26 protein-coding genes are annotated in these 26,669 nt (G+C 58.0%); 20 read left to right on the top strand and 6 right to left on the bottom strand.

Translation table 11 applies throughout. The features are described 5' to 3' along the window. Nucleotides 1-81 precede the first annotated feature (81 nt). Entirely contained in the window at nt 82-825 is a 744-nt protein-coding gene (locus R0125_RS13865) for a glutamine amidotransferase (protein ID WP_248182615.1), read from the bottom strand. Nucleotides 826-1,088: 263 nt separating this feature from the next. Here R0125_RS13865 and R0125_RS13860 point away from each other — a divergent pair, with 263 nt between their 5' ends. Then, entirely contained in the window at nt 1,089-1,679 is a 591-nt protein-coding gene (locus R0125_RS13860) for a CAP domain-containing protein (RefSeq protein ID WP_317238573.1), read from the top strand. A 74-nt stretch (nt 1,680-1,753) separates the two neighbouring features. Here R0125_RS13860 and R0125_RS13855 read toward each other — a convergent pair whose 3' ends face one another. The 4 genes from R0125_RS13855 to R0125_RS13840 all read right to left on the bottom strand — a co-directional run bounded on the left by R0125_RS13855 (nt 1,754) and on the right by R0125_RS13840 (nt 4,864). Further along, entirely contained in the window at nt 1,754-2,476 is a 723-nt protein-coding gene (locus tag R0125_RS13855; RefSeq protein WP_248182619.1) for a YebC/PmpR family DNA-binding transcriptional regulator, read from the bottom strand. Between the two features lie 326 nt (nt 2,477-2,802). Next, the gene (locus tag R0125_RS13850; protein ID WP_248182621.1) at nt 2,803-3,171 is read right to left on the bottom strand and encodes a hypothetical protein; all 369 of its coding nucleotides are present in this window, start codon (nt 3,169-3,171) and stop codon (nt 2,803-2,805) included. Between the two features lie 249 nt (nt 3,172-3,420). Further along, nucleotides 3,421-3,849 (bottom strand): SRPBCC family protein, encoded by a 429-nt coding sequence (locus tag R0125_RS13845; RefSeq protein ID WP_317238572.1) that lies wholly within the window; start codon nt 3,847-3,849, stop codon nt 3,421-3,423. A gap of 142 nt (nt 3,850-3,991) precedes the next feature. After that, on the bottom strand, nt 3,992-4,864 hold the full coding sequence (locus R0125_RS13840) for an AraC family transcriptional regulator (RefSeq protein ID WP_317238571.1): 873 nt from the start codon (nt 4,862-4,864) through the stop codon (nt 3,992-3,994). A gap of 159 nt (nt 4,865-5,023) precedes the next feature. Between R0125_RS13840 and R0125_RS13835 the strand changes: the two genes are divergently transcribed. From R0125_RS13835 to R0125_RS13795, 9 genes are all read left to right on the top strand, one after another. After that, entirely contained in the window at nt 5,024-6,520 is a 1,497-nt protein-coding gene (locus R0125_RS13835) for a CoA-acylating methylmalonate-semialdehyde dehydrogenase (protein ID WP_317238570.1), read from the top strand. A gap of 58 nt (nt 6,521-6,578) precedes the next feature. Further along, nucleotides 6,579-7,745 carry an acyl-CoA dehydrogenase family protein gene (locus tag R0125_RS13830; protein ID WP_317238569.1) on the top strand — a complete coding sequence of 389 codons (1,167 nt, stop codon included), beginning with the start codon at nt 6,579-6,581 and terminating at the stop codon, nt 7,743-7,745. 53 nt (nt 7,746-7,798) lie between these two features. Further along, nucleotides 7,799-8,578 carry an enoyl-CoA hydratase gene (locus R0125_RS13825; RefSeq protein ID WP_248182627.1) on the top strand — a complete coding sequence of 260 codons (780 nt, stop codon included), beginning with the start codon at nt 7,799-7,801 and terminating at the stop codon, nt 8,576-8,578. Between the two features lies 1 nt (nt 8,579). Next, nucleotides 8,580-9,665: an enoyl-CoA hydratase/isomerase family protein gene (locus tag R0125_RS13820; RefSeq protein ID WP_317238568.1), complete on the top strand. Its 1,086-nt coding sequence runs from the start codon at nt 8,580-8,582 to the stop codon at nt 9,663-9,665. Between the two features lie 47 nt (nt 9,666-9,712). After that, the gene (gene mmsB / locus R0125_RS13815) at nt 9,713-10,600 is read left to right on the top strand and encodes a 3-hydroxyisobutyrate dehydrogenase (protein ID WP_248182630.1); all 888 of its coding nucleotides are present in this window, start codon (nt 9,713-9,715) and stop codon (nt 10,598-10,600) included. Nucleotides 10,601-10,768: 168 nt separating this feature from the next. Next, on the top strand, nt 10,769-12,889 hold the full coding sequence (locus R0125_RS13810; RefSeq protein ID WP_317238567.1) for a type VI secretion system Vgr family protein: 2,121 nt from the start codon (nt 10,769-10,771) through the stop codon (nt 12,887-12,889). Beyond that, on the top strand, nt 12,886-13,683 hold the full coding sequence (locus tag R0125_RS13805) for a DUF4123 domain-containing protein (protein WP_317238566.1): 798 nt from the start codon (nt 12,886-12,888) through the stop codon (nt 13,681-13,683). The genes R0125_RS13810 and R0125_RS13805 overlap by 4 nt, the downstream gene beginning before the upstream one ends. Further along, a complete protein-coding gene (locus R0125_RS13800) occupies nt 13,680-15,809 on the top strand; it encodes a LysM domain-containing protein (RefSeq protein WP_317238565.1) in 2,130 nt (709 codons plus the stop codon). The genes R0125_RS13805 and R0125_RS13800 overlap by 4 nt, the downstream gene beginning before the upstream one ends. 20 nt (nt 15,810-15,829) lie before the next feature. Beyond that, nucleotides 15,830-16,798 carry a formylglycine-generating enzyme family protein gene (locus tag R0125_RS13795; protein WP_317238724.1) on the top strand — a complete coding sequence of 323 codons (969 nt, stop codon included), beginning with the start codon at nt 15,830-15,832 and terminating at the stop codon, nt 16,796-16,798. 235 nt (nt 16,799-17,033) lie between these two features. Here the strand turns inward: R0125_RS13795 and R0125_RS16635 are convergent, their stop codons facing one another. Next, a complete protein-coding gene (locus tag R0125_RS16635) occupies nt 17,034-17,435 on the bottom strand; it encodes a formylglycine-generating enzyme family protein (protein ID WP_410797673.1) in 402 nt (133 codons plus the stop codon). 123 nt (nt 17,436-17,558) lie between these two features. Here R0125_RS16635 and R0125_RS13790 point away from each other — a divergent pair, with 123 nt between their 5' ends. The 10 genes from R0125_RS13790 (at nt 17,559) to R0125_RS13745 (ending at nt 26,591) form a co-directional block, all read left to right on the top strand. After that, the gene (locus R0125_RS13790) at nt 17,559-17,822 is read left to right on the top strand and encodes a DUF3592 domain-containing protein (protein ID WP_317238564.1); all 264 of its coding nucleotides are present in this window, start codon (nt 17,559-17,561) and stop codon (nt 17,820-17,822) included. Between the two features lie 9 nt (nt 17,823-17,831). Further along, nucleotides 17,832-18,056 (top strand): hypothetical protein, encoded by a 225-nt coding sequence (locus R0125_RS13785; protein ID WP_317238563.1) that lies wholly within the window; start codon nt 17,832-17,834, stop codon nt 18,054-18,056. A gap of 115 nt (nt 18,057-18,171) precedes the next feature. Then, a complete protein-coding gene (locus R0125_RS13780; protein WP_248182640.1) occupies nt 18,172-19,278 on the top strand; it encodes an AI-2E family transporter in 1,107 nt (368 codons plus the stop codon). A 99-nt stretch (nt 19,279-19,377) separates the two neighbouring features. Further along, nucleotides 19,378-20,520 (top strand): alcohol dehydrogenase catalytic domain-containing protein, encoded by a 1,143-nt coding sequence (locus tag R0125_RS13775; RefSeq protein ID WP_317238562.1) that lies wholly within the window; start codon nt 19,378-19,380, stop codon nt 20,518-20,520. After that, entirely contained in the window at nt 20,520-21,560 is a 1,041-nt protein-coding gene (locus R0125_RS13770) for a proline racemase family protein (protein WP_317238723.1), read from the top strand. The genes R0125_RS13775 and R0125_RS13770 overlap by 1 nt, the downstream gene beginning before the upstream one ends. A gap of 146 nt (nt 21,561-21,706) precedes the next feature. Continuing rightward, complete coding sequence (locus tag R0125_RS13765; protein WP_317238561.1) at nt 21,707-23,356, top strand: AMP-binding protein; 1,650 nt, start codon at nt 21,707-21,709, stop codon at nt 23,354-23,356. After that, nucleotides 23,353-23,769 (top strand): PaaI family thioesterase, encoded by a 417-nt coding sequence (locus R0125_RS13760; protein ID WP_248182643.1) that lies wholly within the window; start codon nt 23,353-23,355, stop codon nt 23,767-23,769. The genes R0125_RS13765 and R0125_RS13760 overlap by 4 nt, the downstream gene beginning before the upstream one ends. Nucleotides 23,770-23,785: 16 nt before the next feature. Next, entirely contained in the window at nt 23,786-24,562 is a 777-nt protein-coding gene (locus R0125_RS13755) for an ABC transporter ATP-binding protein (protein WP_317238722.1), read from the top strand. Further along, nucleotides 24,559-25,281 carry an ABC transporter ATP-binding protein gene (locus R0125_RS13750; RefSeq protein ID WP_248182644.1) on the top strand — a complete coding sequence of 241 codons (723 nt, stop codon included), beginning with the start codon at nt 24,559-24,561 and terminating at the stop codon, nt 25,279-25,281. Before R0125_RS13755 ends, R0125_RS13750 begins: the two co-directional genes overlap by 4 nt. A gap of 95 nt (nt 25,282-25,376) precedes the next feature. Continuing rightward, nucleotides 25,377-26,591: an ABC transporter substrate-binding protein gene (locus R0125_RS13745; RefSeq protein ID WP_248182646.1), complete on the top strand. Its 1,215-nt coding sequence runs from the start codon at nt 25,377-25,379 to the stop codon at nt 26,589-26,591. The last annotated feature ends 78 nt before the right edge of the window (nt 26,592-26,669 follow it).

Genomic DNA, 26,669 nt, shown 5'->3' with positions numbered 1-26,669 from the left:
ATAACCCCGAAGACTATACTGCACACGCGCACTGACTGCCTATTTCTCTCGCGAGAGGGTCGTCTGACAGGTCGAGTGGTGCTACTGCTTTTGGCGGACCAGCTCGGCGAAGCGTTCGAGCAGACTGCTCGCTTCCGGTGCCGCAGCTACTGCCGCTCGCAAAGCCCGGGGATCCAATTGCTCTTTCTCCAGATCCGGTGCCTGAACGTCCAGATAGGCCGCCATTACCTCATCGGTGAATTCGGGGTGGAACTGCACCCCCCAGGCGCAGGGGCCAACCCGGAAGGCCTGATGTGGTTCAAAACTATTGCGGGCAAGTAGCACTGCGGTTTCCGGCAATGTCAGAACGGATTGGCGATGGGTGAGCTGAGCGTTGAAGCGCTCGGGCAGGTGCCTGAATAGCGGGTCGGTTTCCGCAGCCTCCAGCCGCTCCACCTGATAGGTGCCGCTCTCACGTCCCCTGGGGTGATACCCAACTTCGCCGCCCAGTGCATGAGCCAGCAGCTGGTGCCCGTAACAGACGCCCAGCAGCGGAACCCTCTGATCAACCGCCTGGGCGAGCCAGGTCCCGGTCAGTTCGCTCCAGGGTGCCTGCTCGGTGACCATTGCGGGCGACCCCGTCACGACAATACCGTCCCACTGTTCCGGGTGACCCGGTGACTCGCCAGCAGCCACGTTGACCACGGTAATGTCCAGCCCCCCGCCCAGGCCGCGCATAAACCAGCGATCGAAGTCGCCAAATTGCGCCTTGAGCGACGGGTAGGTAGAGCCGGTTTTCAGAATAACCAGTTTTGGCGTTCGGGCGGTTTCGGGGGTACGGCTCATGGTGGCGCTCCTCGGGTGTCACGCAAAGTCACAATCATACTGGACAACCCGCCTCAAACGCATTGGTGGCCCCCGAAAATTCTTGTCTTTAAGTGTCATGGGTAAGCGCGGTGGCAGTGACGCGTTACTTTAAAGTAAGTCTCTGTAATTTAATGTAGTTCCGCTGAAGTGCTCACATTTTTCGCCGAAAAGACACCGTAGCATTGCTTACAAATTGACGCGGATTACGGTGTAATATGACCATAAAATTGACGGTTCCAGCCTTGGCTTTCTCTGCACTCCTGCTGGTCGGATGCGGCGGGGGGGGTGGTGGAAGCGACAGCAGCAGCACCGACAGCGGCCGAGCGTCTGCCGTTGCCGACAGTTCCGAGACCTCTGCGACCGCGACGGAGTCCACCCAGAGCGAAACGGTGATGATCGAGGGTTGCGAGGTGGATATTTACCAGGCCGCCATGCTGGAGCAGGTTAATGCGGCCCGTGCCACTGCGCGCAGCTGCGGTACGGAATCGTTTGCGGCGGCACAGCCGCTGACTTACAACTGCCCGATCGAAGCCGCAGCAACGGCACACAGCCAGGATATGGCCACCAACAACTTTTTCAGTCACATAGGATCGGACGGTTTGCGGGTCGGCGCCCGTGCCACGGCAACAGAGTACGATTGGTCGGTGGTTGGTGAGAACATCGCAGCAGGATATGACGAGGTGGAGACGGTGATGGACGCCTGGCTGGAAAGCCCGGGCCATTGTCGTAATATCATGGATCCGAGGTTTACCGAGTTCGCCGTGACGCGCGTGGACGCCATTAACGTGGATTACGAGAACTACTGGACTCAAGTGTTCGCCACGCCGCAGTAATACCAAAATGCCAGTAAAAAGCCCCGCTGCCTGAGAAGGCAGCGGGGCTTTTGTGTTTACACCGGCGAATGCTCTTACTCAGGCAGCTCGGCGTTGTGGAACACGTTCTGGACGTCGTCCAGTTCGTTGAGCATGTCCAGAAATTTCTCGAACATTGGGATGTCATCCCCTTCCACCGGCGTTGACGTCTTGGGCAGAAACTGAATCTCGTCCGCGTCGAAGTCGATGCCCTCAATAGCATCCACCAGCGCTTGCCGCGCCTTGGCGTATTCGGTATTCGGGGTGAACACGGTGATCAGTCCGTTCTCGTTCTCGATGTCCGTTACATCCACATCGGCTTCCATCAACGCTTCCAGCACCGCCTCTTCATCTTCGCCCTTGAACGCGAAGATGGCGCAATGGTCGAACATATGGGCGACAGCGCCCGGTGTGCCGATTTTGCACTTGGTCTTTGTGAAGGCCAGACGCACATCACCAAAGGTGCGGTTGGGATTGTCTGTCAGGCAGTCCACGATCACCATGCAGTTGCCCGGGCCGTAACCCTCATAGCGAGCGGTGGAATAATCTTCACCGGCGCCGCCCTTGGCCTTGTCGATGGCTTTCTCGATAACGTGGGACGGAACCTGGTCTTTTTTGGCCCGCTCGATCAGTCCGCGCAGCGAGAGGTTACCGTCCGGGTCGGTACCGCCGGACTTGGCCGCCATGTAGATCTCGCGGCCATACTTGCTGTAGACCTTGGTTTTTGCCGCGGCCGTTTTGGCCATGGATTCTTTACGGTTCTGATAGGCTCTGCCCATTGCGCTGCCTCATGAATCAATCTGAAAGAGGCGGATTTTACTGAACAAAACGTTCGGATTACAGGCTTAATTGCCGCCTTTTCCGGATGACATTTGATCCACGACGGTTTTCCCAGCGTCTGCGGGTACATGCGGGTATCGGATGTATAGTGAAAAGGTAGGTTTGAGTCATGAAGGGTTAACGGATAATGACCGTTTCCGTTGCGGTCCTGCCTTCGGTGCCTTCAGCCTCAGTATCCGTTAAGGACATTCTGCCGAGTGGAGTACATCAGTAGAGGAAAGCAACAGAACAGCAGCGATGGGCTGCTGTTCTGTTTTCAGGGAGATCAGGCGCTAGCCGTGCTCTGACCCTGTGGTTGGGTAACGCCCCGACTTGTCAGTTGGGCCTCGATGGCAGCAGCAAGGCTCTCGCTGTCTACCAAAAAGTCGGGATCGTCGGTCAGGCCGAGAATGCGGCGAATCCACAGCGTTTCCGTGACATTCACCCGGAATTCAAGCGTCGGTACGAACTGGTAAGTGACGCCGTCGCGCTTCCAGGTTACCACCGGCGCGCGGTGGTTATGTCCGGATGGGTCCTTCTGCTGTTGCTGCTCGAACTCGTTCTGCCAGCCAATGTGCAGGTCGGTGACGCCGGTTTTTACTTCCATCGCCCGTTCCTGGGTCAAACCAATCAAACGATTTGTATGCAAGCTCATATCAGAGCCTCCTTTTAGAGAAAGAAACAAAAACGAAACCCTACGGCTGTTTTTTGTTAGGGGTCATCCTGACCTCACTCTATTGTGTGTACGACTGTACACATGATTGGTATGAAAAGAACAGCAGGTATTCGTCCGAAGGCCCATTATGACAATAGGGGAAGTGCTTATAACGGGCCGGCATTGGCAGCAGAACAGCCGACCGGCCCTCAGAAGCCGGTCGATGCGTATCGCGCGGAAAGCGAGGGTTCAGGCCAGCTTCGGTACCCGCTTGATGCCCTTGCGGATGCCCTGCTCAAGGGCTGCGCTCACCACCTTTCCGGTAAACGGCACGATATCTTCGAAAGTGATGGTGTAGTTCACCCGGGTCTGACCCTCACCGGAATCCTCGAAGCGGATGCGACCAAGGTGGTTGCGAATCGGGCTGGAGCTGGTGATGGTGTATTCGATCAGCGAATCCGGCTCGAATCCGATCACCGTCTCTTCCAGCCCGATGGGACCGATGCCGATCTTGCGCACAGAGCCCAGGCCATTGGGGTCAGCCTGGTCGCTGTCATGGATACGCTTTACCGGTGCGCCAAGCAGCTTGCCAAAGCGCTCGTGGTCGGCAAACAGGGCGAAAACCCGGTTGCGCGGTACGTTGAAGGTTTCGTCAATTTCAATGGTGTACATAGCCATGGTGTTACTCGTGTTTTGGTGACAGTCCCGCGGACGGATACAAGGTGAAGGCCTAGAGTATCGTTCCAGCGGGCGCAACAAAAGCCGCAGATAGCGGCAGACCCAACCTTGGCCCGAACCGCCTTTTCCGATCGATCTACATTCAGTGGCGGCTGGTGTGGCGGTAATCTGTCGGCGATTGCCCCATCACTTTCTTGAACAATCGCGAGAAGTAGTAAGCGTCGTCATAACCCAGGCGTCGGCTGACGTCGGCAAAGCTCAGGCTGGTGGTGTCGAGCATCTGGCAAGCCCGCTCCACCTTCAGGTGCAGGAAGTGGGCAATGGGCGGGGTACCGGTCTGCTCACGGTAACGGGTGGCGAAATGCGCCGGCGACAACCCGGCCAGGTCTGCCAGTTGCTCCAGTGATACCCGTTCATCCAGATGCTCCCTCATGTAATTGTGGATGGTGTCCAGCTCGGTTTTCCGCTCGTGGCTGGTTTCATCCGCATTCAGGGGCACGGCGGCCAGCAACTGGCGCAGGCGATTGGCGGCGTGGATCAGGCCGCGGGTGCGAAAGCCGGTCTGCCGCACCGACAGCAGGCCGTTGAAGTCCACCAAAAGGCGGGGCTGACGACCAAGGTGTCGAATGCGGGTGTTGTCGAAGCCCATGTAATGGCGGAAGTCCTCGGTCAGCGGTCCCGTATAGTGCACCCAGTGAATGGTCCATGGATTGTCCGGGTCAGCGGTATAGCGGTGCGTCGCGCCCGCAGGCAGCAATAGCAAATCGCCGGCCTCCACCGTGAGGGGTTCACCCTCGACGTTCAGGAAGGCTTTGCCCTCGGTACAGTAAATCAAAAGATTGTCGTGGTGGTGCTCGCGGTGCATGTGATGGCCCGCGGCCCGGCGGTAATGGCCAAATGCCAGCGGGAACAGGTCCCGGGTGAGAGGGTAGGTCGACATTAGTCTGATAATGGGGGCAGGCACCACATAGCGAATGCTGTCTGGCGGCACTGGCCATTGGGAAGTCTGGGTCATGAATCAATCGACTGTTTGGCCTCTGATCGAAAGATAGTCCATCACGGGCGAAATTTAGTCAATCGGTGCGTACGGAATTCCTGTGCTAGCATCAATTCAAACGTGGTCGTCCCGCGGCAGTTCGGGCGACTTCCCCGTACAACAACAAGCAGGGAACAAATGATGAAGAACGTACCTCTGTATCTCGCCGGCGAATTTGTTCAGAGCCAGGCCAGTGAATGGATTGATGTGACCGACCCGGCCACCAACGAGGTCATCGCCAAAGCGCCGTGCACCACCGATAGCGAAATGCGCAAGGCCATCGACAGTGCCAGCGAGATGTTCAAGTCCTGGAAAGAAGTCCCAGTGTCCGAACGTGCCCGCGTTATGCTGCGCTACCAGGCATTGTTGAAAGAACACCATGACGAGATTGCCGAAATCCTGTCACAGGAAACCGGTAAGACGTTTGATGATGCCAAGGGCGACGTCTGGCGTGGTATTGAAGTGGTTGAGCACGCCGCCAACGTGGCCTCCATGATGATGGGCGAGACGGTTGAGAACGTGGCCCGGGAAGTGGATACCCACTCCTGGATTCAGCCGCTGGGCGTGTGTGCCGGTATTACCCCGTTCAATTTCCCGGCCATGATCCCGCTGTGGATGTTTCCGATGGCCATTGCCTGCGGTAACACCTTTATTCTCAAGCCGTCCGAGCAGGACCCGCTAACGCCGATGCGTCTGGCGGAGCTGTTCGAGGAAGCCGGTGCGCCTAAAGGTGTTCTTCAGGTGGTGCATGGTGGCAAGGAGCAAGTGGACGTGCTGCTGACTGATCCGGCCATCAAGGCCGTTTCGTTTGTCGGTTCCGTGCCTGTGGGCCGTTATATTTACGAAACCGGTACCCGCAATATGAAGCGAGTACAAAGTTTCGCTGGCGCCAAGAATCACATGGTCATCCTGCCGGATGCTGACAAGCAACAGGTGATCAATGCCCTGGTCGGCGCGTCTGTTGGTGCCGCGGGTCAGCGTTGCATGGCGATCTCTGTGGCGGTGTTTGTAGGTGAGGCCCAGCAGTGGATCCCCGAGCTGAAAGAAGCCATGGCCAAGGTGCGCCCGGGTGCCTGGAGCGACTCCGGTGCCAGTTATGGCCCGGTTATTTCTTGCAAAGCCAAGGATCGTATCGAATCACTGATTGCCACCGGTGAAGCCCAGGGCGCCAGGCTGCTGCTGGACGGCCGCGGCTGCACCGTGGAGGGTCTGCCCGATGGTAACTGGGTTGGGCCCACGCTGTTCTCCGGTGTGACCACGGAAATGGATATTTACAACGAGGAAATTTTCGGCCCCGTGCTGTCCTGCGTGGAGCTGGACAGCCTTGGTGACGCCATTGAACTGATCAACAGCAGCCCATACGGCAACGGTGTGTCCATCTTCACCAGTTCCGGTGGTTGTGCACGTCGCTTCCAGCACGAGATTGATGTGGGCCAGGTGGGTGTGAACATCCCCATCCCGGTACCCCTGCCGTTCTTTTCGTTCACCGGCTGGAAGGGGTCCTTCTACGGTGACCAGCACGCCTATGGTAAGCAAGCCGTGCGTTTCTACACCGAAACCAAGACGGTCACCTCGCGCTGGTTCTCCAGTGAGGCCACGTCCACAGAAGCCAATTTCTCCATTCAGTTGCGTTAACGGGATCGGGGCCTTCCTGACCGAGGGGGCCCTTCGGACTGGACAGTGGAGATGAGCGATGGACTTTAACCTGACAGAAGACCAGCTGGCGTTTCGTGAGGCTGCCCGGGCGTTTGCGGAGAAATCCATGGCGCCTCACGCCGCGCGCTGGGACGAAGAACATATTTTCCCGAAAGACGTGCTCAGGGAAGCCGGTGACATGGGCTTTATGGGCATGTACACCCCGGAAGCCCTTGGTGGCATGGGCCTGTCCAGGCTGGACACCTCGGTGATTGTGGAAGAGCTGGCTGCGGCCTGTCCTTCCACAGCGGCGTTTATCACCATTCACAACATGGCGACCTGGATGGTGGCCAGCTTCGCCTCGGACGATCTCAAGCAGGAAATCGTGCCGAAACTGGCCAGCGGTGAGTGGCTGGCCTCTTACTGCCTGACCGAGCCGGGTGCCGGCTCCGATGCTGCCAGTCTGAGGACCAAGGCCGTGCGGGAGGGTGACAGTTATGTGATCAATGGCAGTAAGGTGTTCATCTCCGGCGCCGGTGCCACCGACCTGCTGGTGCTGATGGCCCGCACCGGTGCAGCGGATTCCGGCGCCAGAGGCATATCCACCTTTGTCATTCCGGCCGATGCTGAGGGCATTGCCTACGGCAAGAACGAAGAGAAGATGGGCTGGCACAGTCAGCCCACCCGCATGATCAGCCTGGAGAACGTTCGCATTCCCGCCAGTAACCGGGTGGGCGATGAGGGGGACGGCTTCGCCATCGCCATGAAAGGCCTCGACGGTGGGCGCCTGAACATTGCCACCTGCTCACTGGGTGGCGCCCAGGCGGCCTTGGTGCGCGCCCGCAATTACATGCATGAGCGCGAACAGTTCGGCAAGCCGCTGGCGGCGTTCCAGGCGCTGCAATTCAAATTGGCCGACATGGCCACCAACCTGGTGGCCTCACGGCAGATGGTGCGCCTGGGTGCCTTCAAGCTCGACAATGGCGATCCCGAGGCCACGCTGCATTGTGCCATGGCCAAGCGGTTTGCCACCGACGCCTGTTTTGACGTGGTGAACGACGCTCTGCAGTTGCACGGTGGCTACGGTTATATCCGGGAATATCCGCTGGAGCGCTTCCTGCGGGACCTGCGGGTGCACCAGATTCTGGAAGGCACCAACGAAATCATGCGCCTGATTGTGGCCCGCCGACTGCTGGATGACGGCGTGGCGGAAGCCATTCAGTAACCGGGGCCGAAACCATTCAAGCAGTCGTGGAAACCAGATAGAAGGAGAGTTCCATGAGCGATCTGATTCAGCTCGAGAAACGCGGGCACATTGCCATACTGACCATCAACAACCCACCGGCCAATACCTGGACCGGGGATTCCCTGTCCGCTCTGACGGCGACCATCCGGGAACTGAATGAAGACCGTGACATTTTCGCCCTGGTGGTGACCGGTCAGGGTGAAAAGTTCTTCTCTGCCGGCGCCGACCTGAAGTCGTTCGCCGACGGTGACATAGCCCGAGCCAACCGGATGGCCCAGGCCTTCGGTGAAGCCTTCGCCGCACTGAGCGGATTTCGCGGGGTATCCATTGCTGCCGTCAACGGTTATGCCATGGGCGGCGGGCTGGAGTGTGCCATGGCCTGTGACATCCGAATTGCCGAGGAGCACGCCCAGATGGCGCTGCCGGAAGCCGGCGTTGGCCTGTTGCCCTGCGCCGGTGGCACCCAGAACCTGCCGTGGCTGGTGGGTGAGGGCTGGGCCAAGCGCATGATCCTGTGCGGCGAGCGCGTCAAGGCGGACAAGGCCCTGCAGATCGGGTTGGTGGAAGAAGTGGTTGCCACCGGTAAGAGTCTGGAGAAAGCCCTGGAACTGGCTGAGATGGCGTGCAAGCAGAGCCCGTCGTCAACGGCCCGCTGCAAGACGCTGGTCATGAGTGCCCGGGACGGCCGCAGCCATGAGGACGGTTGGCGCATGGAGCGCGAACTGTTCATTGAGCTGTTTTCCACCGAGGATCAGAAGGAAGGCGTCAACGCTTTTCTGGACAAGCGCAAACCGGAATGGAAGAACCGTTGATATGACTGCCCAACCCATGGTTTTCGAGGAGTGGCCCACCGCCGACGGCGGATACATTGCCGTGGCCCGGCTGAACATGCCAAAAGCCCTCAACTCACTGTCTCTGGAAATGATCCGCCTGCTGACGCCGCAACTGAAGCGTTGGGCAGACGACAGCAGCGTGTGCGCGGTGTGGCTGGAGGCCGAGGGCGACAAGGCGTTCTGTGCCGGCGGCGACATCGTGGCCCTGTATCGCAGCATGACTGAGCCCCGTGGAGCGGGTAGCGGAGCGGGTGAGGGAGTCACTTTTTTCGAAGAAGAATACGAGATGGACTACCTCATCCATACCTTCCCCAAGCCCATCGTGTGCTGGGGCCATGGCATCGTCATGGGTGGCGGTATGGGCATTATGGCGGGGGCGTCTCACCGGGTGGTCACCGAGGGCTCCAAACTGGCGATGCCCGAGAGCAGCATTGGCCTGTATCCCGACGTCGCCGCAGGCTGGTTCCTGAACCGCGCACCGGGACGCACGGGGCTGTTTCTGGGCCTGACCGGCGCCCGCATGAACGGCACAGACGCGTTGTATGTGGGCCTGGCGGACCGGTTCATCCGTCATGATCTGAAAGCGTCAGTCGTGGCCGCCCTGACACAACGGAACTGGCTGGATGAGAACAGCCATGCCGTGGTCAGCAGCGTACTGCGCCAGTTCGAGCAACAAAGCGCCGATGCGCTGCCGGAGTCACCGGTGCGCACCCACTTTGACGACATCAACCGGGTGACGGATGCCGACACGCTGGAAGACATTGTGGCCCAGTTGCACGAACTCTCGAGCGGTGAAGGCTGGCTGGCCAAAGCAACCCGATCCCTGGCCACGGCCTCACCCACTTCCCTGGCGCTGTGCTGGCGGCACCTCAACAACGTCCGCCACGACAGCCTGCAGGAAGTGCTGGATAAAGAACTGACGCTTTCCAGCAAGTGCCTGACGAAAGGCGAATTCGCCGAAGGTATCCGTGCGCTGCTAATTGACAAGGATCAGCAGCCACGCTGGCGCTATGCCTCTCTGGCGGAAATGGACCCGGCCTGGATCGACGACTTTTTCACTCAATAACGCAAGCCGGCCCACTCATTCGAATACAACAAGAAAGGGGAAGAACTATGGCAACAATTACCTTCATCGGGCTTGGCAATATGGGCGGCCCCATGGCCAGCAATCTGGTCAAAGCCGGCCATGACGTCACCGTGTTTGACCTGTCCAAGGACGCCGTCGCAACGCTGGTATCCGAGGGTGCGAAATCCGCAAACACGGCCCACGAAGCAGCGGCTGGCGCAGAGTGTGTGATTACCATGCTCCCCGCCGGTCAGCACGTGGAAGCGGTCTACCTGGGTGACGATGGCCTGCTGGCCAGCCTGCCGGCCGGCACTCTGGTGATCGATTCATCAACCATTGCGCCCGAGACCGCACGCGGTGTTGCCGAGGTCGCAAAAGCGCGGGATATTCCGTTCCTCGACGCCCCGGTGTCCGGCGGCGTTGGTGGCGCTAAGGCAGGCACCCTGACGTTCATTTGCGGTGGTGCGGAAGCAACCTTCACCAAGGCAAAGCCCATTCTTGAAGGCATGGGCAAGAACATATTCCACGCCGGCGAACACGGCTCCGGTCAGGTGGCCAAGATCTGCAACAACATGATGCTGGCTATTCTGATGGCGGGCACCAGTGAAGCGCTGGCGCTGGGCGTCAAGAACGGGCTCGATCCCGCCGTCTTGTCCGAAATCATGAAGCAGAGCTCCGGCGGCAACTGGGCGTTGAACGTTTACAACCCTTGGCCCGGCGTGATGGAGGGTGTTCCGGCTTCCCGGGGCTATGAGGGCGGGTTCCTGGTCAATCTGATGAACAAGGACCTGGGGCTGGCGTTTGACAATGCCGTCAAGAATCATGCAGCCATCCCCATGGGCTCCCTGGCACGCAACCTGTTCGAGCTGCACGCCGGGCAGGGCAATGGAACGCTGGACTTCTCAAGCATACAGCGGCTCTACACGCCGGAATAACCCCCGGTCCGGAGAGGATGCCCTCCTCAATTCCAGCACTGGCGACTAGATTTTCAGTGTCAGTGCTGGTAATTTTCCCGCACGTAAAATCAGTCTGGCCGGCTCCGGAGCAGGGCTATCTAGGACGGGCTGATTCAGGATCTCTACATACCTTCAAGGATTGAAGATATGCCTCAGGCAAGCGGACTGCAGTATACCGCCGTTATTGGCAATTTCCCCCCGGATGTTTTCGCCGTCGTTGGTTTCAGAGTGACGGAGCATCTCTCCGAATTATTCACTGGCAACCTTGAGCTGGCCAGCACTGACCCCTCGGTCGCCGCCGCCGACGTGCTGGAGCAGACCGTAGAACTGGTGGTGTGGCAGGACGGCGTCCCGTTTCGGCGCTTCACCGGCGTAGCCAACGAATTCGCCCGCGGCGACAGCGGCCACCGCCGCACCCGCTACGAAGTCGTGTTCCAGCCCCCCTTGTGGCGCCTGGGACTGATGCACAACAGCCGCATTTTCCAGACTCAGACCACCGATACCATTGTGCGCACCTTGCTGGAAGAGCGCGGCATCGTCGACACCGTGTTTGATCTGAAGCGCACGCCCGAAGAGCGGGAATACTGCGTGCAGCACCGGGAAAGCGACCTGGCCTTTGTCGAGCGCCTGGCCGCCGAGGAAGGCTGGCACTACCGCTACCAGCACGGTTCCGTGGATGGCAGTGAACAACCCGCCCTGATCATCGCCGACCACCACGGCGACGCCCCGAAACTGGACGCTGTGGAATACAACGGCACAGCCGGCGGCAGTGCCAAGACTCCCTGCATATTCCGCTTCGCCTGTCAGGAACGGGTCCGCGCCAGCTCCGTGGCCATGAAGGACTACACCTTCAAGAACCCCGCCTATGCGCTGATGCACGAAAATGCCGGTGCAGACCTCAATCACCGCGAGGATTACCAGAGCTATCAATACCCCGGCCGCTTCAAGGCCGACGCCAGCGGCCAGCCCTTCACCGAAGCGAGACTGGATGCCCTGCGCAACGACGCCAGCACCGCCAGCGGTGAAAGCAACCGTGCCGATTTCACCCCCGGTGCCAAAGTCACCCTGACCGACCACGACAGTGAGCCCCTGAACCGGGAATGGCTGCTGACCGGCATTGTCCACACCGGCAAACAGCCTCAAGCGCTGGAAGAAGAGGGCGGTTCCGACCCCACCAGCTACAGCAACCGTTTCAAGGCCGTGCCCGCGGACTGCAACTGGCGACCGCAGATCGAACATCGCCCGCTGATGGATGGCCCGCAAATGGCTATTGTCACCGGTCCCGAAGGCGAAGAGGTCCACTGTGATGAACACGGCCGGGTCAAGGTAAGGTTCCCGTGGGATCGCTACGCAAAGAACGATGAACACTCAAGCGCCTGGCTGCGTGTTAGCCAGGGCTGGGCCGGCGGCCAATACGGCTTTATGGCGCTGCCCAGAATCGGCCACGAAGTCATAGTCAGCTTCCTGGACGGCGACCCGGATCAGCCCATCATCACCGGCCGCACCTACCACGCCACCAACACACCGCCGTACGCGCTGCCGGAACACAAAACCCGCACCACATTAAAAACCCAGACCCACAAGGGCGAGGGCAGCAACGAACTGCGGTTTGAAGACGAAGCCGACAAAGAACAGATCTACGTTCACGTCCAGAAAGACCTGGACCTGCTGACCGAAAACAACCGCCGGGAAGTCATCAAGAACGACAGCCATCTGACCGTCGACAACAACCGCTTTGCTCAGATTAAAGGAAGCGACCATTCCACCGTCGACGGCGAACGCCGCGACCACATTGGCGGCGATTACAGCCTTACGGCCAATGGCAGCCACCACAGCAAGCAGGGCAAAAACCAGCTCATCGAAGCCGGCAGCGAAATTCACCATAAAGCCGGCATGAAGATCGTCATCGAAGCAGGTGCCGAAGTGACGCTGAAGGCCGGTGGCAGTTTTGTGAAGGTGGATCCGAGTGGGGTGACAGTGTCCGGGCCGTTGGTGAGGATGAATTCGGGGGGTGGGCCAGGGAGTGGAACCGGCGCGGCAGCAGAGGCAACGGTTTTACCAACGAGCTTTGTTGAGGGATGCAATAACTCTGACCATGTGGAACTGGCAGAGGTCGATACCAGGGCTACCGCAGGACCGGTCGCTAGCTCTGTGCCATCGTTAAGGGCTGCAGCCAAGAAAGATGTTGCGTTGGTGAAGCAATGCGGCCGTCAGTCTGATGGTTCCTGCGCTATGGCAGAATGTGCCTGCGAGGAAAGCCCTGCATGACGGATCTCGATCACACCACCATTCAAGATGCTTACTTACTGCTTGATGGCGCGGCTCTTGATGCACCGAGGTTTGTTTACGAGCACGATGATCAGCCGGAAGTGGAGTATTTGTACCTGGGCACGCCCCACCACGGCGCTATCGAGGTAAGTCCTTGCCTTGTGAAACCATCGCTCTCATCCCGAATATGGCAAGAGCAGGCACAGTGGCAAGGGCATGCTGTCGCTCTGATCTCCGGGGCAGAGCTCGATGTGGTGGCTGGCCATTTGCGGAGTTTATTGAGTGTTCAACTGCCTGACGGGGCGTTTTCTTATTTGAGGTTCTACTCACCCAAGCAGCTGCAACGCCTGATGGGCGCGTTTAGTGACCTGGAACTCACCCGTTTTAGTGGTCCAGTGGGGGAGTGGCTGGCTTTCGATCTTGATGGATGCTTACATCGATTTGCGACAGATGGTCCCGGCGAATACCGAGAATCATCCGACGAAGGTTGGTTCGTGCTGGCTGAACAGCACATTGAGGCGTTATCAATCGGCGCGAAAGATGAATTTACGGGTAGATTGGGCAAGTACCTTGGAGTCGATGATCGGGCACTCCTCGACGGTCTGATACGCGAGGCCAATGCTCATGGTTTTCGGACTGAAAAGGATGTTAGCCGCTACGCGGAGCTCTCTCTGGTCCATGGAGAGCGGCTCAATAGCGCAGAGATTGAGGAGATTCTGTCGAAGTCCAATACGTTGGCGAGTGCGCGGTTAAGTGAAATGGATAAACGTTTGGCATACGGAGTTGCCTCATGAGTTCTGAGTACGTCGTTCGATCGGGGGATACCCTTGGTGCAATCGCCCAGCGTCACCAAACCACACTGAGTAGCCTGTTAAGGTTGAATCCAGACATTGAGAATCCGGACAGAATATTCCCGGGGCAGTCGCTGAAGTTGCCTGCCGCGAACGATGCGAACTTCTCCAGTTGCGAGGTGGGCCAAGTCACTCAGGAGCCCGCCTGTAGCGAGGAAATCGCGGATGTGGTTCACGTCACCGGATCGGATGAACTGATCTTGCTGACAGAGGAAGAACTCGCCGAGTGGATCGAAGAAGAGGAGTTCGTGTGCACCCCAATCAGGGAATTTTACGAAAGGTTGGAGGAGCTCGATGACGGCGCTCGGGATTCGGAAGTTAGCCCTACCGAGGGTGAGGGCCAGCTTATGTCTGACGTCCAGAAAGAGAAAGGGCGGCTGGCGGAGGAGTTGGAAGCCCGGTCGGTGCTGACTGGAGATATGCAGACAATACCTCCGATCACTGAGATCAAACGGCTGGCCGGAAACAAACACGTCACTTTTGTTCGCTCGGATAAGCTGAAGAACCATCCGCGTCGGTACTCCATCGCAGCGAGGGATCGAGCTCGTAGTCAGGGTTGGTTGACCGAAAACGGCTTGGATCCTGCAAAGCTCCGGGATGCAATTCGAAGTGAATTGAACGTTAAATTCAATACAACGTTGTGGGAGCCAGATCAGAATGGTGCGCTCATGACGACATTGAACAAATTCTACGATGAAGCATCCTGGTCTATCTGGGGCGATGCACAGGCTCGACAGCAAGCGATAGACGAAACCGGATTTGACGCCTCAGCGGAAGCTCAGTTCATGCGCTTTGCGGCAGGCGCGAGTGCTTCCGGCGAGTTTGATCCGAGGAAAGGTAAAGTTCATCTACAGGCTAAGCTGGAGGGGCAGTACTCTCTGGCTCAGGGCAAAGTGGGTGTTGAACAGTCTTACCCGGTTAATAATCGGTCTGAGGTCAAAGTTTTCTACCGAGTTGGTGGCTGGGATGGTGAACGGAAAGAAATTTCTTTGGGGCACTTTCAAGCAAGACTGCGGGCATCGTTGACAGGGTTTGCGGGTGCATCTGCGCTGATCGCCGCAAATGTGAAAGTAGATTCCAGCGATGGCATTCCAAATCTGAAAGGCATTGCAGCCAGAGAACGTGGGCAAGGAGCATCGATTGACGGGGGTGTATTTGCTGGCATCCGTGCTGGCTGTGAGATTGCTGGCGCACTGCTATGGGCAGACGTTCTTTCAGCTCAGTCAGACTGGAAAACGCTTTGTGAAATAGGAAAGAAGGTTGAGGGGGCAGTTGGAATTGGGGGAGAGGTTCAGCTTCAGCTGAGATTCAGTGAGGTGACCGGAAAGTTTTACTTCAATTTTCATGCCGGCCTCGTCGTTGGTGTCGGTGCGTCTGGAAGTTTTACGCTGGAAGTGGATCCCGCTAACATACTTGAAATGATTCACTTTGTTTACAAGGCTCTTGGTGATGTCGATTATCGTTATCTGGATCTGTTCGATTCTGAAACCAGGTCTTTCACTTGGTATCGTCGTTTGGCTTTGTATGCCCTGGGGACGGGGGTCTCGTTCACCATTGCCGCAACTCGGATGCTGGAATCTGGCGTTGAGCTGATTGACGGATTTTATGGAGAGTTTTTGGGCTCCTTTCAGACCTCCAGGAGAAGGGAGCAGCTTGGAGCCACTGTCGCAAATAACTTGATCACGGATATCACGGCAGGTGAGTCCAGCGTCATTCTTCATTCCCCCCCAGAAGTGAAGGGCCAGATCCTCGAATTGTTGATTCATGACTTCGGACTCACACCGAAACTGATGGACGGAACTAGAGCCAAAGTCCGTGCGATTGGTTTAATTCTTGAATCTTTTCAGAGTTGGAGAGATTTTGAGGAAAGTATCAAGCGGATGAACCCCGACGGAGAGTCTCGACCAGATAGCTTCGATACCAACGTCGTTTCTTTGTTCACATTCATTGGAAAAAACGCTCAGCACTACAATCTGTTCAGAAAAATTTTGATGGGCAAAGCCGCGAATTTGGTTGGTCCGGTGCGCCAAGATCCGCATGCTGCATGCCGTAATTGCGGTATTGCATGATTTAAGGAGTGGTGTCTTTGATGAAGTTTAATGGGTATTCATTTTTGTTTTCTGTTTGTGCTTTCTCTACGGTTTACGGTTGCTCAGACCAAGTTGAAGAGAATGTTTCTTCCCCAGATGAGATTGAGTCTTTGATCACTCGGGCACAACAGAATCTCGTCTACGTCGAAGGTGGCGAATTCTACTTTGGAGACGTAGGGAACGACGACGGTGAGCCATTTAACTCTTTGCTGGACAACAATAAGCCTGCAATAAAGGTCAAGCTCGATGGGTATTCAATCTCCAAGTATGAGACGACATGGGGTGAACTTATGACTTACCTTCGGGCCAAGGGCAGAGCTGGCCAGTACACAAGCGAGAATGGATTTACGAGAGCTGCGATTTTGCCGGTCACGGCCAATGCAGACCCTTTGTCACCTAATTACCGACACAAGCCAGCGCGGAGCCCGAATTTCAGTGAGGCTGAGGGCTATTGCGCATGGTTGGCAGAGCGGACTGGCCTTGAGTTCGCGTTACCAACGGAGGCTCAATGGGAGTATGCCGCCCGGAGCAGGGGCGATGCCGTTCCTTATGCAACTGAGACTGGTAGTTTAGAGAACGATCCTTACTTGCGGCGGCCGAGTCAGTATGTCGATCTATCAACGCCTGTGTCGGGCAACAGTTTAGTGTATTCAAGTGTAGAGCTAGAACGAAGGCCAGTAGGAAGCTATCCCCCAAACCCCCTGGGTATTCACGATATGACGGGAAATGTTCCGGAGTGGACCCGCGATTGGTATTACGAAGACTTCTATCAATTTGCTGAGCGAGATAACCCGCACGCATCGGAACGACCGGCGGGAAGCAAGGGAGAGAGAACCGTAAGAGATTGGGCAGGTCATGGAGACACAGTTGGAGGGCAAGATACGGTTTTTGGAAGATCGGGCGTATCGTTAGACTCGCCTAGACAGGGCTTCCGTTGTGTTGTCAATAGCTCAGAACCAATTGAGTAACACTTGAGCATGCGGCTTTTTTAAGCGTGCGCGCGCGCGGATGGCGTTTGCCCTTCTAACGCAGGAATGGGGCTATTCAATGGCGCTCGTTCTGGATCACTGGTAATGCTGTGCGTTTTCTGATGAAGCGCAACCTGGCCGGTGCCAAAACTCATGCGTCTATGTGTGGAACTGAATAAACGACTTCGGTGTATGTGCCCAATAGACTTAGCAAAGATTGTTGTGTGATGCACGATTAGATACTCGCACAACGAGACCCCCCACTCAAAGGTACACTCGATTCAGGCACGACTCGTCGGGAAACAGTCGAGCTGTTGATGATTTGGCCGTGATAGTCCCCGCCACGCATGACTCTCTCAGGTCCTTTGAGGCCAGGGCCAACGGTAACAGCTTTGCCGGCCGCTGGGCCCACAGGATTGGTTCTCTCTGAATTCTGGTAGTAGTCCGCGTGATAGTAGTCATTTACCCATCCAGCAACATTACCAGACATATCGTACAATCCGATGGGGCTAGGCTGGTAACGGCCGGGAGGGTCAGGAAGTTCCCGGGAATCTCCGTCCAGTGACCAGGCAGGGCCATTGGCGCTACTTATGTTGCGCCCTGGCTCGAGCTCTCCGTTATTGGTTGCGTGACGCAACGGTCTGCCACCCTACCGTGCGGCATATTCCCACTGCGCTTCGGTAGGCAAGTCCACGTATATTCCCCACTTCCCGAAAACAGGCCGTTCTCGGGTACGGAAACAACCATCAAAGGAACTGATATGAAAACGTTCAACACCCTGCGGGTGATCTTTACGCTGATTGGCCTCGGCATGCTCGCTGGCGCCTTTTTCTCCTTTCAAAGCACCTCGACGTTTCTCGAAACGGCAACCGCCAAGCCTGGCGTTGTCACAGATCTGATCTATTCCCGATCCAGCGACTCCGGTACCTATTATCCGGTGGTCCGATTTGAGGATGAGCAGGGAAGATCAGTGGAGTTTCAGTCCTCCAGCGGCAGTAATCCCGCCAGTTATGCTCGTGGCTAGAGCGTTCGCGTGCTGTTCACGCCCGGTGAGCTGGAGTCGGCCCGTATCGATGGCTTTTTCTCGCTGTGGGGTATTGCACTCATTGTCGGTGGCATCGGGGCCGTCTTTTTCCCGGTTGGCGCGGGTATGTTTGTGGTGCCGGCACTCAGAAACGGTAAAGCAGAAACGCTGGTTCAATCCGGGCAACTGGTGCAGGGCGGGTACCAGCGCGTCGGACAGAACACCGGGCGTTAAGCCCCCGTAATTCGCGTGGTAGTGCAGCCCCGCATTGGGCAGGGTAGACTGGTCGCTTTATTTGCAGGCCCGGGATTGTCCGGGTCGGCTTTCTGACACGTAACCAGGGCCTATCATGGACGACCACTCCAGCCAGCACAATCCGGCAGCAGAGACCCAACGCCCCCTGTTCTCTTCCGACTTGTCGACGCCTATCCATGGGTTGTTCGTGCTGGGTGTGCTTTACACTCTCTACCTGGCTCATCAGATCGTTCTGCCAATCATCCTTGCTGTGTTGACCAGTCTGCTGCTGGCACCGCTGGTCAAAAAGGCTTACCTCAAATGGCGCGTGCCGCGCATGGTCAGCTCGCTTTTTCTGGTGCTGATGGTGTTGGCCGGTATCGTGGGGGTGGGCGTTGCCGTTGCCATGCCGGCCATTGAATGGGCGGAGAAAGCGCCCCAGGGAATCTCACGGTTGCTGGTGGGGGAGAGCAGTTTCAAGCAACAGATCGACCGGGTGACGGAATCCGCCAAGGAAGTGGAAAAGTCTGTTGAGGATCTGTCGGACGAAGAAGAGGCGGAAAAACCCACCACCGTTGTAATGCAAACCGAATCCTGGCGAAGCCAGCTGATGAGCAAGGCCCGCAATGGTGTGGCCGGGTTGGCGCTTGCCCTTGCCCTGACCTATTTCCTGCTGGTGGGGGGCGACCGGCTGATCCGCAACCTGGTCAAGCAGTTACCCCGCTCCCAGCGAAAAACTGCGCTGCGCATCACCCGCGATTCCCAGAGCCAGATCGCGCAATACCTTGGGGTACTGGGCTTGAGCAATCTGGTGGTCGGTGTCACCACCGGTCTGATGAGCTGGGCGGTGGGGCTTCCGGACCCGGCGGTATGGGGTATCGTGGCTGCCCTGGCGCGCTTTATTCCCTATCTCGGGGTGATTCTCACCATTGCCTTGCTGGCGGTGGTGTCTGCCATCAGTCTGGATGCGCTGTGGATGATGGCCATCGCGCCCCTCGGTTATCTGGCGCTGACTACGCTCGTCGGTTTCTTCATTGAGCCCTGGATTCACGGCTTCCGCATGGCCATCAATCCGGTGGTGATTTTTGTGTCCATCTTTTTCTGGGGCTGGCTGTGGGGCCCGGTTGGCGTGCTGTTGGCGGTGCCTCTGATGACGGTGATTCAGGTGGTTCTGAAACAGATTCCCCGATTGCAGCCGGTGTATCGGGTCATCGCCCGCTGAGGCGTGGCCCGGCCCCAACGGCATTCCCTGACAGTGGCGGTATTCTTTCCTATGCTGACGTGATACCTCTCACTCAGCGATTACGGAGGATCACCGCCCATGATCCCGACGACCATGAAAGCCATGGTGCTCACCGGTTATGGTGGTATCGACCGGCTGCAGTACCGGGACGTGGCCACGCCATCACCCGGCCCTGGCGAGGTGTTGGTTCAGGTGACCGCAACCGCCAAGAACAACACCGATCGCAAAGCCCGGGAAGGGTTGTACCCCACCAAAAAAGGCGAAATGCAGTCTTTCCAGATGGGCGGAGAGCCCACGCTGCGTTTTCCCCGCATTCAGGGAGCCGATATCGCGGGCCGTGTGGTGGCGGTGGGTGAGGGGGTGAGTGAGAGCCGCCTCGGCGAGCGGGGGCTGCTGGACTTCAACATCTACGCCAACGAACGCCGCGACATCAACCTGACGCCGGACTACTACGGCCATGGCGCCGACGGCGGCTACGCCGAGTACGCCGCGTTACCCGCAGAGCAGTTTCATCACATACCCAACTCTGAGCTGTCGGACGCTGAAGTGGCCGCCATGGGCATGTGTTCCTACCAGACCGCCATGCATATGTTGACCTCAGCGGGTATCACCGCGGGTGAGCGGGTGCTGGTCACCGGCGCCAGCGGTGGCGTGGGCACCGCGCTGATCCAGTTATGCCGCATTCTGGGAGCGATTCCCTATGCGCTGAGCCAGCAGGACAAGTCCGATGCGTTGCTGACGCTGGGTGCAGAGGCCGTGCTCGACCGTGCGGATATGGCCACGTTCGTGGACCGGGTCAAGGCCGAAACTGGTGGTAAGCCTTTTGATGCGGTGATGGACCTGGTCGGTGGTGAGATGACCGATATCTTCATCGACGCCATGATCTTCGACATGAACGCCCGCAGCTCCTACCCCCGGTTAAGCATCGCCGGCGCCAGTGGCGGCAACATCAGTGAAATCCTGTGGACCCGCATCTACCTTTACCAGGTACAGATTTTCGGGGTGTCCCATGGCACCCGTGAAGAAGCCGAGCAACTGGTGGCGTGGATTCGTGAAGGGCAACTGAAGCCCGTGCTGCACGGCGCGTTCGCGTTGTCCGATCTGCACCGTGCGGAGGAGTACTTTATGAACCGGGCGAGCAATTTTCTTGGCAAGATCGTGATTGTTCCCGACAGTCAGTGGCAAGAGCACGGCAAATTATTCGCAGTGGAGAGGCCATGATGAAACCGGAACTGACCCTGCAGTTAATGGACACCCACGCAGGCGGAGACGTCAGCCGCATTGTCACCGGCGGTATTGCGGAGCTGCCCGGCGATACCGTGCGTGCCCGCATGGAGTACCTGCGTGACCATGCGGACGGCTTGCGGCGCTTGTTACTGGAGGAGCCCTACGGTATCCCGGAAATGTCCGTGGACCTGCTGGTGCCAGCCTCGGACCCACGCGCGGCCGCCGGTTACATCATCATGGAGGTGATGGGGTATCCCATCTACTCCGGTTCTAACACCATCTGTACAGCAACCGCGGTGCTGGAAGCGGGCATCGTACCCAAGCGGGAAGGCCGGCAACGTTTCATGCTGGAATCCCCGGCGGGCCTCGTCCAGATTGAAGCGACAGTACACAATGGCGTGGTGGAGGCCATCACCTGTGAAGGCCTGCCCAGCTATATTGATACCTACCAGGCGTCTATCGACGTGCCCTCGCTGGGGCCGGTGACCTACAGCGTGGCCTACAGTGGCGGGTTTTACGCGCTGGTTGACGCCGCCGGTCTCGGGTTCAGTCTGACCCGGAATGAAGAGCGCAAGCTGGCGGAAACCGCTCACGCCATTGTGGAGGCAATTCAGGCAGACCGGGGGTTTTCCCACTACACCCTCGGCGATGTCGGACCCTTGCCCTTCCTGCATTTCATGGGGCCCGTGGAGCGGGTGGCAGACGGCTATTATCGCTCCCGCTCGGCGACCTATGTACACCCCGGAGTGATTTGCCGCAGCACCACCGGCACGGGAACGTCGGCCCGACTCGCTCTGATGAACCATGAAGGGCGCATACAACCGGGGGACAAACTGGAAACCGTCTCCCTTCGAGAAACCGGTTTTATCGGTGAGCTGACCTCCGTTGGGCAGGCGGGTAATCATCAGGTGGTGAACAATAACATCACGGGAAAGGGGTATGTCATCGCGCACTCGGACATCGTCGTTAATTGCGATGATCCGATGGTCGAATGCGGTTCCCTTACACACATTCTCTCCGGCGGCGACGCCTAGTTATGGCGCGGATCTGAGCTTTTCGGGACCCGTATCGGGAGGGATTATTGGGCTGCCGGTATAGCCTAAAGTTTACCTTTACGTAAACATAACCCTATGCTAAACCTACTGCCAGCATTCAATGATAACAACAACAGGAGCTGGTCATGAGCCTCCCGGAATACGCAACGGTTTACAGCAACTCCGACGCTGCCGCTCTGGAAGCGGAAATCCTGGACGGAAGCCTGGAATCCGGGCTCAACGTGTGCCACGAAATCTGCGACAAATGGGCGGATGATCCCCAGCGGGTTGCGCTCTACTACGAGAAAGACGGCGGTGGCGACGGTGTTCTCACCTTTGCCGAGCTGAAAGCCCGATCTGCCCGCTTTGCCAACTACCTCAAGTCCCGCGGCATCGGAAAAGGTGATCGGGTTGCGGGCCTGCTGCCCCGCAGTCCGGAGCTGCTGGTGGTCATTGCCGGCGCACTGCGTGCCGGCGCTGTGTATCAGCCACTGTTCACGGCATTCGGTTCCGGTGCCATTGAATACCGTCTGGAGCGTGCCGGCACCAAACTGGTGGTGACCGATCCGGTAAATTACCCGAAGCTGACGGACGTGCAGAACTGCCCTCCGGTTATCTGTACCAGCGCAGCCGAAGCGGCCCCGGACATTCCGGATTTCGCCGCAACCCTGGCGGAACAGCCAGCGGAGTTCGAACCGGTGATGATCAAAGGCACCGATCCGTTCCTGCAGATGTTCACCTCCGGCACGGTGGGCAAGGCCAAGGGTGTTGCCGTGCCTGCCCGGGCGCTGATGGCGTTCTACGTCTATATGAGATTCGCCATCGACCTGCGGGATAACGACACATACTGGAACGTGGCGGACCCGGGCTGGGCCTACGGTCTCTACTACGCTGTTGTCGGCCCGCTGATGATGGGGCATGCCACCCATTTCAACCCGGGCGCGTTCACGCCCGAGTCTACGTACGACATGATCCGCAAATACAAGATCACCAACCTTGCCGCGGCGCCCACCGCCTATCGGCTGTTGAAAGCCAATGATCAGGTGTTGCCCGAAGGGGAAAACCTCGGCCTGCGGGTGGCCAGCAGCGCCGGTGAGCCGCTGAATCCGGAAGTGGTCAACTGGATCAGGAACCGGCATTTCTGCCCGGTCAAAGATCATTACGGCCAGACCGAGACCGGCATGACCTGTTGCAACTTCCATGGTCTGGAGCACCCGGTGCGCCAGGGCTCCATGGGGTACTCGTCGCCGGGCCACAAGGTGGTGGCGCTGAACGAGAAAAACGAGGAAGTGGGTGAGGGCGAGATCGGTCAACTGGCGGTCGATGTGAACGCCTCCCCGCTGTTCCACTTCGATGGCTACACCTGGGGTGAAAAAGACCCGTTTGTAAAAGGCTATTACCTCACCGGGGATATGGTGATCTGCCACGGTGACGGCAGCTTCTCCTTCAGCGGGCGGGATGACGACATCATTACCACCGCCGGTTATCGGGTCGGCCCCGCGGATGTGGAAAGCACGCTGCTGGAGCATGCCGCGGTGGCCGAGTCCGGTGTGGTTGCCAAACCCGATGAGAAGCGCGGGTCGATCATCAAGGCGTACGTTGTCATCAAAGCGGGGCAGGAGCCGGCCGATGATCAGGCGCTGAAAGACGAGCTTCAGGAACTGGTGCGGCGCAGATTGTCCACCCACGCCTACCCCCGGGAAATCGAGTTTGTCGACGAGTTGCCCAAGACGCCCAGCGGCAAGATTCAGCGCTTCGTTTTGCGCAACCTTGCCAGGGATGAAACCGACGCATGAGGATCACATTCGAGGAGTTGAAGGCCTTTCTGGATCAGCAGTTTCCCCAGGGAGCCGCCTACGGCACTCTGCAAAAGCTTGGAGACGGCTGGGCGGAAATGAAACTGGATGTGGACGACGGCCACTTGCGCCCTGGTGGCACCGTTGCCGGCCCGGCCATGATGGGGCTCGCGGACCTGACGCTCTACGCGGCGCTGTTGAGCAGAATTGGTCTGGTGCCCTTGGCGGTGACCACCAACCTCAACATCAACTTTCTGCGCAAGCCGGCAGCCCACAGCCCGATCTGGGCCCGGGCCACCATGTTGAAAGTGGGGCGCACTATGGGCGTGGGTGAGGTGTTTGTTTATTCCGAGGGCATTGAGGAGCCCGTGGCCCACTCCACCATGACTTATTCCATTCCGCCGGAGCGCTAGTCTGATGCAAGACACGATGAGTGACCAGTTCGTTCTCGAAACCCGCGGCCTAGTCAAAGAGTTCAAGGGTTTCGTCGCCGTAAACGACGTGAATCTCAAAATTCAGCGTGGCCACATTCATGCCTTGATCGGGCCTAACGGCGCGGGCAAGACCACCGTTTTCAACCTGCTGACCAAATTCCTCCCTCCGACCCGTGGCAAGATCCTGTTCAACGGTAAAGACATCACCTCACTCAAATCTGCCGCCATCGCACGCAGGGGCATTGTTCGCTCCTTTCAGATTTCCGCCGTTTTTCCCCACATGACGGCGCTTGAGAATATTCGCGTGGCCCTGCAGAGCTTCGAGGGCAACAGCTTTCAGTTCTGGAAATCCGGTGCCAGCCTCAACAAGCTCAATGAACGCTGTATGGAGCTGCTGGACAGCGTCGGCCTTGCCGATTTTGCCGACACAATCACCGTGGAATTGGCTTACGGGCGCAAGCGGGCTCTGGAGCTTGCCACCACGCTGGCGATGGAGCCGGAACTGATGCTGCTGGATGAGCCCACCCAGGGCATGGGCAGCGAAGACGTGGATCAGGTGGTGGAGCTGGTACGCAAGGCGGCGGAAGGTCGCACGGTACTGATGGTGGAACACAACCTGAGCGTGGTCAGCAAGCTGTGCGACCGGATCACCGTGCTGGCGCAGGGGGCTGTCCTGACCGAAGGCGATTACCAGCAAGTCTCCGACGATCCACGAGTGCGTGAGGTCTACATGGGTGGCACCGCGACCACAAAACAGGAGACAGCGGAATGAGCCAGGCTTCCCGCAGGGACTATGAGCAGCTTCGCATCTCGGGGTTGCATGCATTCTACGGCGAATCTCACATACTCCATGGCATCGACATGGAAGTTAAACGAGGAGAGTTGGTTACTCTGCTGGGCCGCAACGGAGCCGGCCGTAGCACAACGCTGAAAGCCATCATGAACATGGTGGGTCGCCGCACCGGGTCGATCATGATCAACGGGGAGGAGACCATGTCCTGCGCGCCTCACCACATTGCGAGGCTGGGCGTGGGGTATTGCCCCGAACACCGGGGCATTTTTTCCGGCCTGAATGTGATGGAAAACCTCACGCTGCCGCCGGTGGTGAGAAGCGGTGGCATGGGGCTGGAGGAGATTTTTTCTATGTTCCCGAACCTCTACGAGCGCCGCACCAGTCAGGGCTCCAAGCTCTCAGGCGGCGAGCAGCAGATGTTGGCCATGGCGCGGATCCTGAGAACCGGCGCCAACATGTTGCTGCTGGATGAGATTACCGAGGGCCTGGCACCGGTCATCGTGGAGAAGCTTGGCGAGGTACTGGTCAAGCTTAAAAGCAAGGGCCTGACCATTGTCCTGGTGGAACAGAATTTTCATTTCGCCGCACCCCTGGCAGACCGTCACTACGTGATGGAGCACGGCCAGATTGTGGAGGAGATCAGCGCCGAACAGCTTGAGAGCAAGCAATCGACGCTGGACAAGTACCTGGGGGTTTAACCCCGGGCTCAGAAAGAAACGAGTGCAACAGATGTAAAAAAGCAACAAGAACGAATCCTGAACATCAACAGAACGACAGTAGCGGAGACACAACAATGACAATGACAAAAAAGCTTCTGACATCTGCCATCGCATCGGCCTTGCTTGTGGGCGGTGCCCAGGCTGAAATATCCGATAACACCGTCAAGATCGGTTATCTGGCGGACATGTCCGGGACATACCGGGACATCGCCGGTCCTACCGGCCAGATCGCACTCGAGATGGCTATTGAGGATTTCGGAGGTAAAGTTAACGGCGCGAACATTGAGGTGCTCAGCGCCGACGATCGCAACAACCCGGACTCGTCGTCCAGCACGGTTCGACGCTGGCTGGAGGATGACAAGGTCGACATGGTGGCGGGACTGGTTGCCTCATCGGTCACAATTGCGGTCACCAAACTTCTGGATGGCAGTAACGCGCTCGGCCTGGTTTCGGGTTCTGCGGCATCCAGTATCAGTAACGAACATTGCACGCCAAACCACATACATTATGTGTATGACACCTACCCGCTGGCCAATGGAACCGCCAAGGCGGTTGTGCAGGAGGGCGGAAAAAGCTGGTATATCCTGACGGCTGACTACGCCTTCGGCCACGCATTGGAGGGCGATGTTACCCGGGTGGTCGAAGAGAACGGTGGGGAGGTTATCGGCACCAGCCGTCATCCGTTCCCGACATCGGATTTCTCGTCCTATATCCTGCAAGCTCAATCCTCTGGGGCTGATGTGGTTGCGCTTGCGAATGCCGGTGCCGACACCACGAATGCAATTACCACTGCCGGCGAGTTCGGCGTTACGCAAAGCGGCCAGACCATTGCGGCCTTGCTGTTGTTCCTGACCGATGTACATGCGCTTGGCGCGCGGACTGCTCAGGGTATCCAGCTCACCACAGGATGGTATTGGGATATGAATGAGGAAGCCCGCGCCTGGTCCGATCGTTACATGGAGAGGGCTGGCGTTCGCCCTACCATGGTTCATGCCGGGATCTACTCCAGCGCTATCCAGTATCTGACTGCCGTTCAGGAAACCGGCTCCGATAGCGCCGATGTTGTCCGCAAACGCATGGTGGACACGCCAATCAATGACATGTTTGCAAGCAATGGCAGGATCCGTGAGGACGGTCGAATGGTGCATGATATGTACCTTGCCGAGGTAAAAACTCCGGAAGAATCAGAAAACGAGTGGGACCTGTACAAGATTCTTCGCACTATTCCGGCCGATGAGGCGTTCCGCCCCTTGTCCGAGAGCAAGTGCAAACTCGTGTCCGGTAACTGAGGCACTGACTGAAGGGTCGCCTCGCAGTCCCGGCGAGGCGACCCCTGACCTGCAGAAACGCAAACCGCTGCTCGTGGC

This window comes from Marinobacter sp. M-5 (assembly GCF_032911545.1).
GTDB lineage: Bacteria > Pseudomonadota > Gammaproteobacteria > Pseudomonadales > Oleiphilaceae > Marinobacter > Marinobacter goseongensis.
The sequence above is the reverse complement of the archived record's forward strand: the minus strand, read 5'-3'. Positions and strand labels throughout refer to the sequence as shown.

Coding starts and splice junctions, on each gene's coding strand:
- R0125_RS13805 (WP_317238566.1), top strand. CDS start 12,886: ATGACGGATCTCGATCACACCACCATTCAAGATGCTTACTTACTGCTT.
- R0125_RS13845 (WP_317238572.1), bottom strand. CDS start 3,849: ATGGCTATGTACACCATTGAAATTGACGAAACCTTCAACGTACCGCGC.
- R0125_RS13800 (WP_317238565.1), top strand. CDS start 13,680: ATGAGTTCTGAGTACGTCGTTCGATCGGGGGATACCCTTGGTGCAATC.
- R0125_RS13790 (WP_317238564.1), top strand. CDS start 17,559: ATGAAAACGTTCAACACCCTGCGGGTGATCTTTACGCTGATTGGCCTC.
- R0125_RS13820 (WP_317238568.1), top strand. CDS start 8,580: ATGACTGCCCAACCCATGGTTTTCGAGGAGTGGCCCACCGCCGACGGC.
- R0125_RS13750 (WP_248182644.1), top strand. CDS start 24,559: ATGAGCCAGGCTTCCCGCAGGGACTATGAGCAGCTTCGCATCTCGGGG.
- R0125_RS13840 (WP_317238571.1), bottom strand. CDS start 4,864: ATGACCCAGACTTCCCAATGGCCAGTGCCGCCAGACAGCATTCGCTAT.
- R0125_RS13755 (WP_317238722.1), top strand. CDS start 23,786: ATGAGTGACCAGTTCGTTCTCGAAACCCGCGGCCTAGTCAAAGAGTTC.
- R0125_RS13775 (WP_317238562.1), top strand. CDS start 19,378: ATGATCCCGACGACCATGAAAGCCATGGTGCTCACCGGTTATGGTGGT.
- R0125_RS13835 (WP_317238570.1), top strand. CDS start 5,024: ATGATGAAGAACGTACCTCTGTATCTCGCCGGCGAATTTGTTCAGAGC.
- R0125_RS13810 (WP_317238567.1), top strand. CDS start 10,769: ATGCCTCAGGCAAGCGGACTGCAGTATACCGCCGTTATTGGCAATTTC.
- R0125_RS13830 (WP_317238569.1), top strand. CDS start 6,579: ATGGACTTTAACCTGACAGAAGACCAGCTGGCGTTTCGTGAGGCTGCC.
- R0125_RS13745 (WP_248182646.1), top strand. CDS start 25,377: ATGACAATGACAAAAAAGCTTCTGACATCTGCCATCGCATCGGCCTTG.
- R0125_RS13795 (WP_317238724.1), top strand. CDS start 15,830: ATGAAGTTTAATGGGTATTCATTTTTGTTTTCTGTTTGTGCTTTCTCT.
- R0125_RS13780 (WP_248182640.1), top strand. CDS start 18,172: ATGGACGACCACTCCAGCCAGCACAATCCGGCAGCAGAGACCCAACGC.
- R0125_RS13825 (WP_248182627.1), top strand. CDS start 7,799: ATGAGCGATCTGATTCAGCTCGAGAAACGCGGGCACATTGCCATACTG.
- R0125_RS13855 (WP_248182619.1), bottom strand. CDS start 2,476: ATGGGCAGAGCCTATCAGAACCGTAAAGAATCCATGGCCAAAACGGCC.
- R0125_RS13865 (WP_248182615.1), bottom strand. CDS start 825: ATGAGCCGTACCCCCGAAACCGCCCGAACGCCAAAACTGGTTATTCTG.
- R0125_RS13760 (WP_248182643.1), top strand. CDS start 23,353: ATGAGGATCACATTCGAGGAGTTGAAGGCCTTTCTGGATCAGCAGTTT.
- R0125_RS13850 (WP_248182621.1), bottom strand. CDS start 3,171: ATGAGCTTGCATACAAATCGTTTGATTGGTTTGACCCAGGAACGGGCG.
- R0125_RS13770 (WP_317238723.1), top strand. CDS start 20,520: ATGAAACCGGAACTGACCCTGCAGTTAATGGACACCCACGCAGGCGGA.
- R0125_RS13765 (WP_317238561.1), top strand. CDS start 21,707: ATGAGCCTCCCGGAATACGCAACGGTTTACAGCAACTCCGACGCTGCC.
- mmsB (WP_248182630.1), top strand. CDS start 9,713: ATGGCAACAATTACCTTCATCGGGCTTGGCAATATGGGCGGCCCCATG.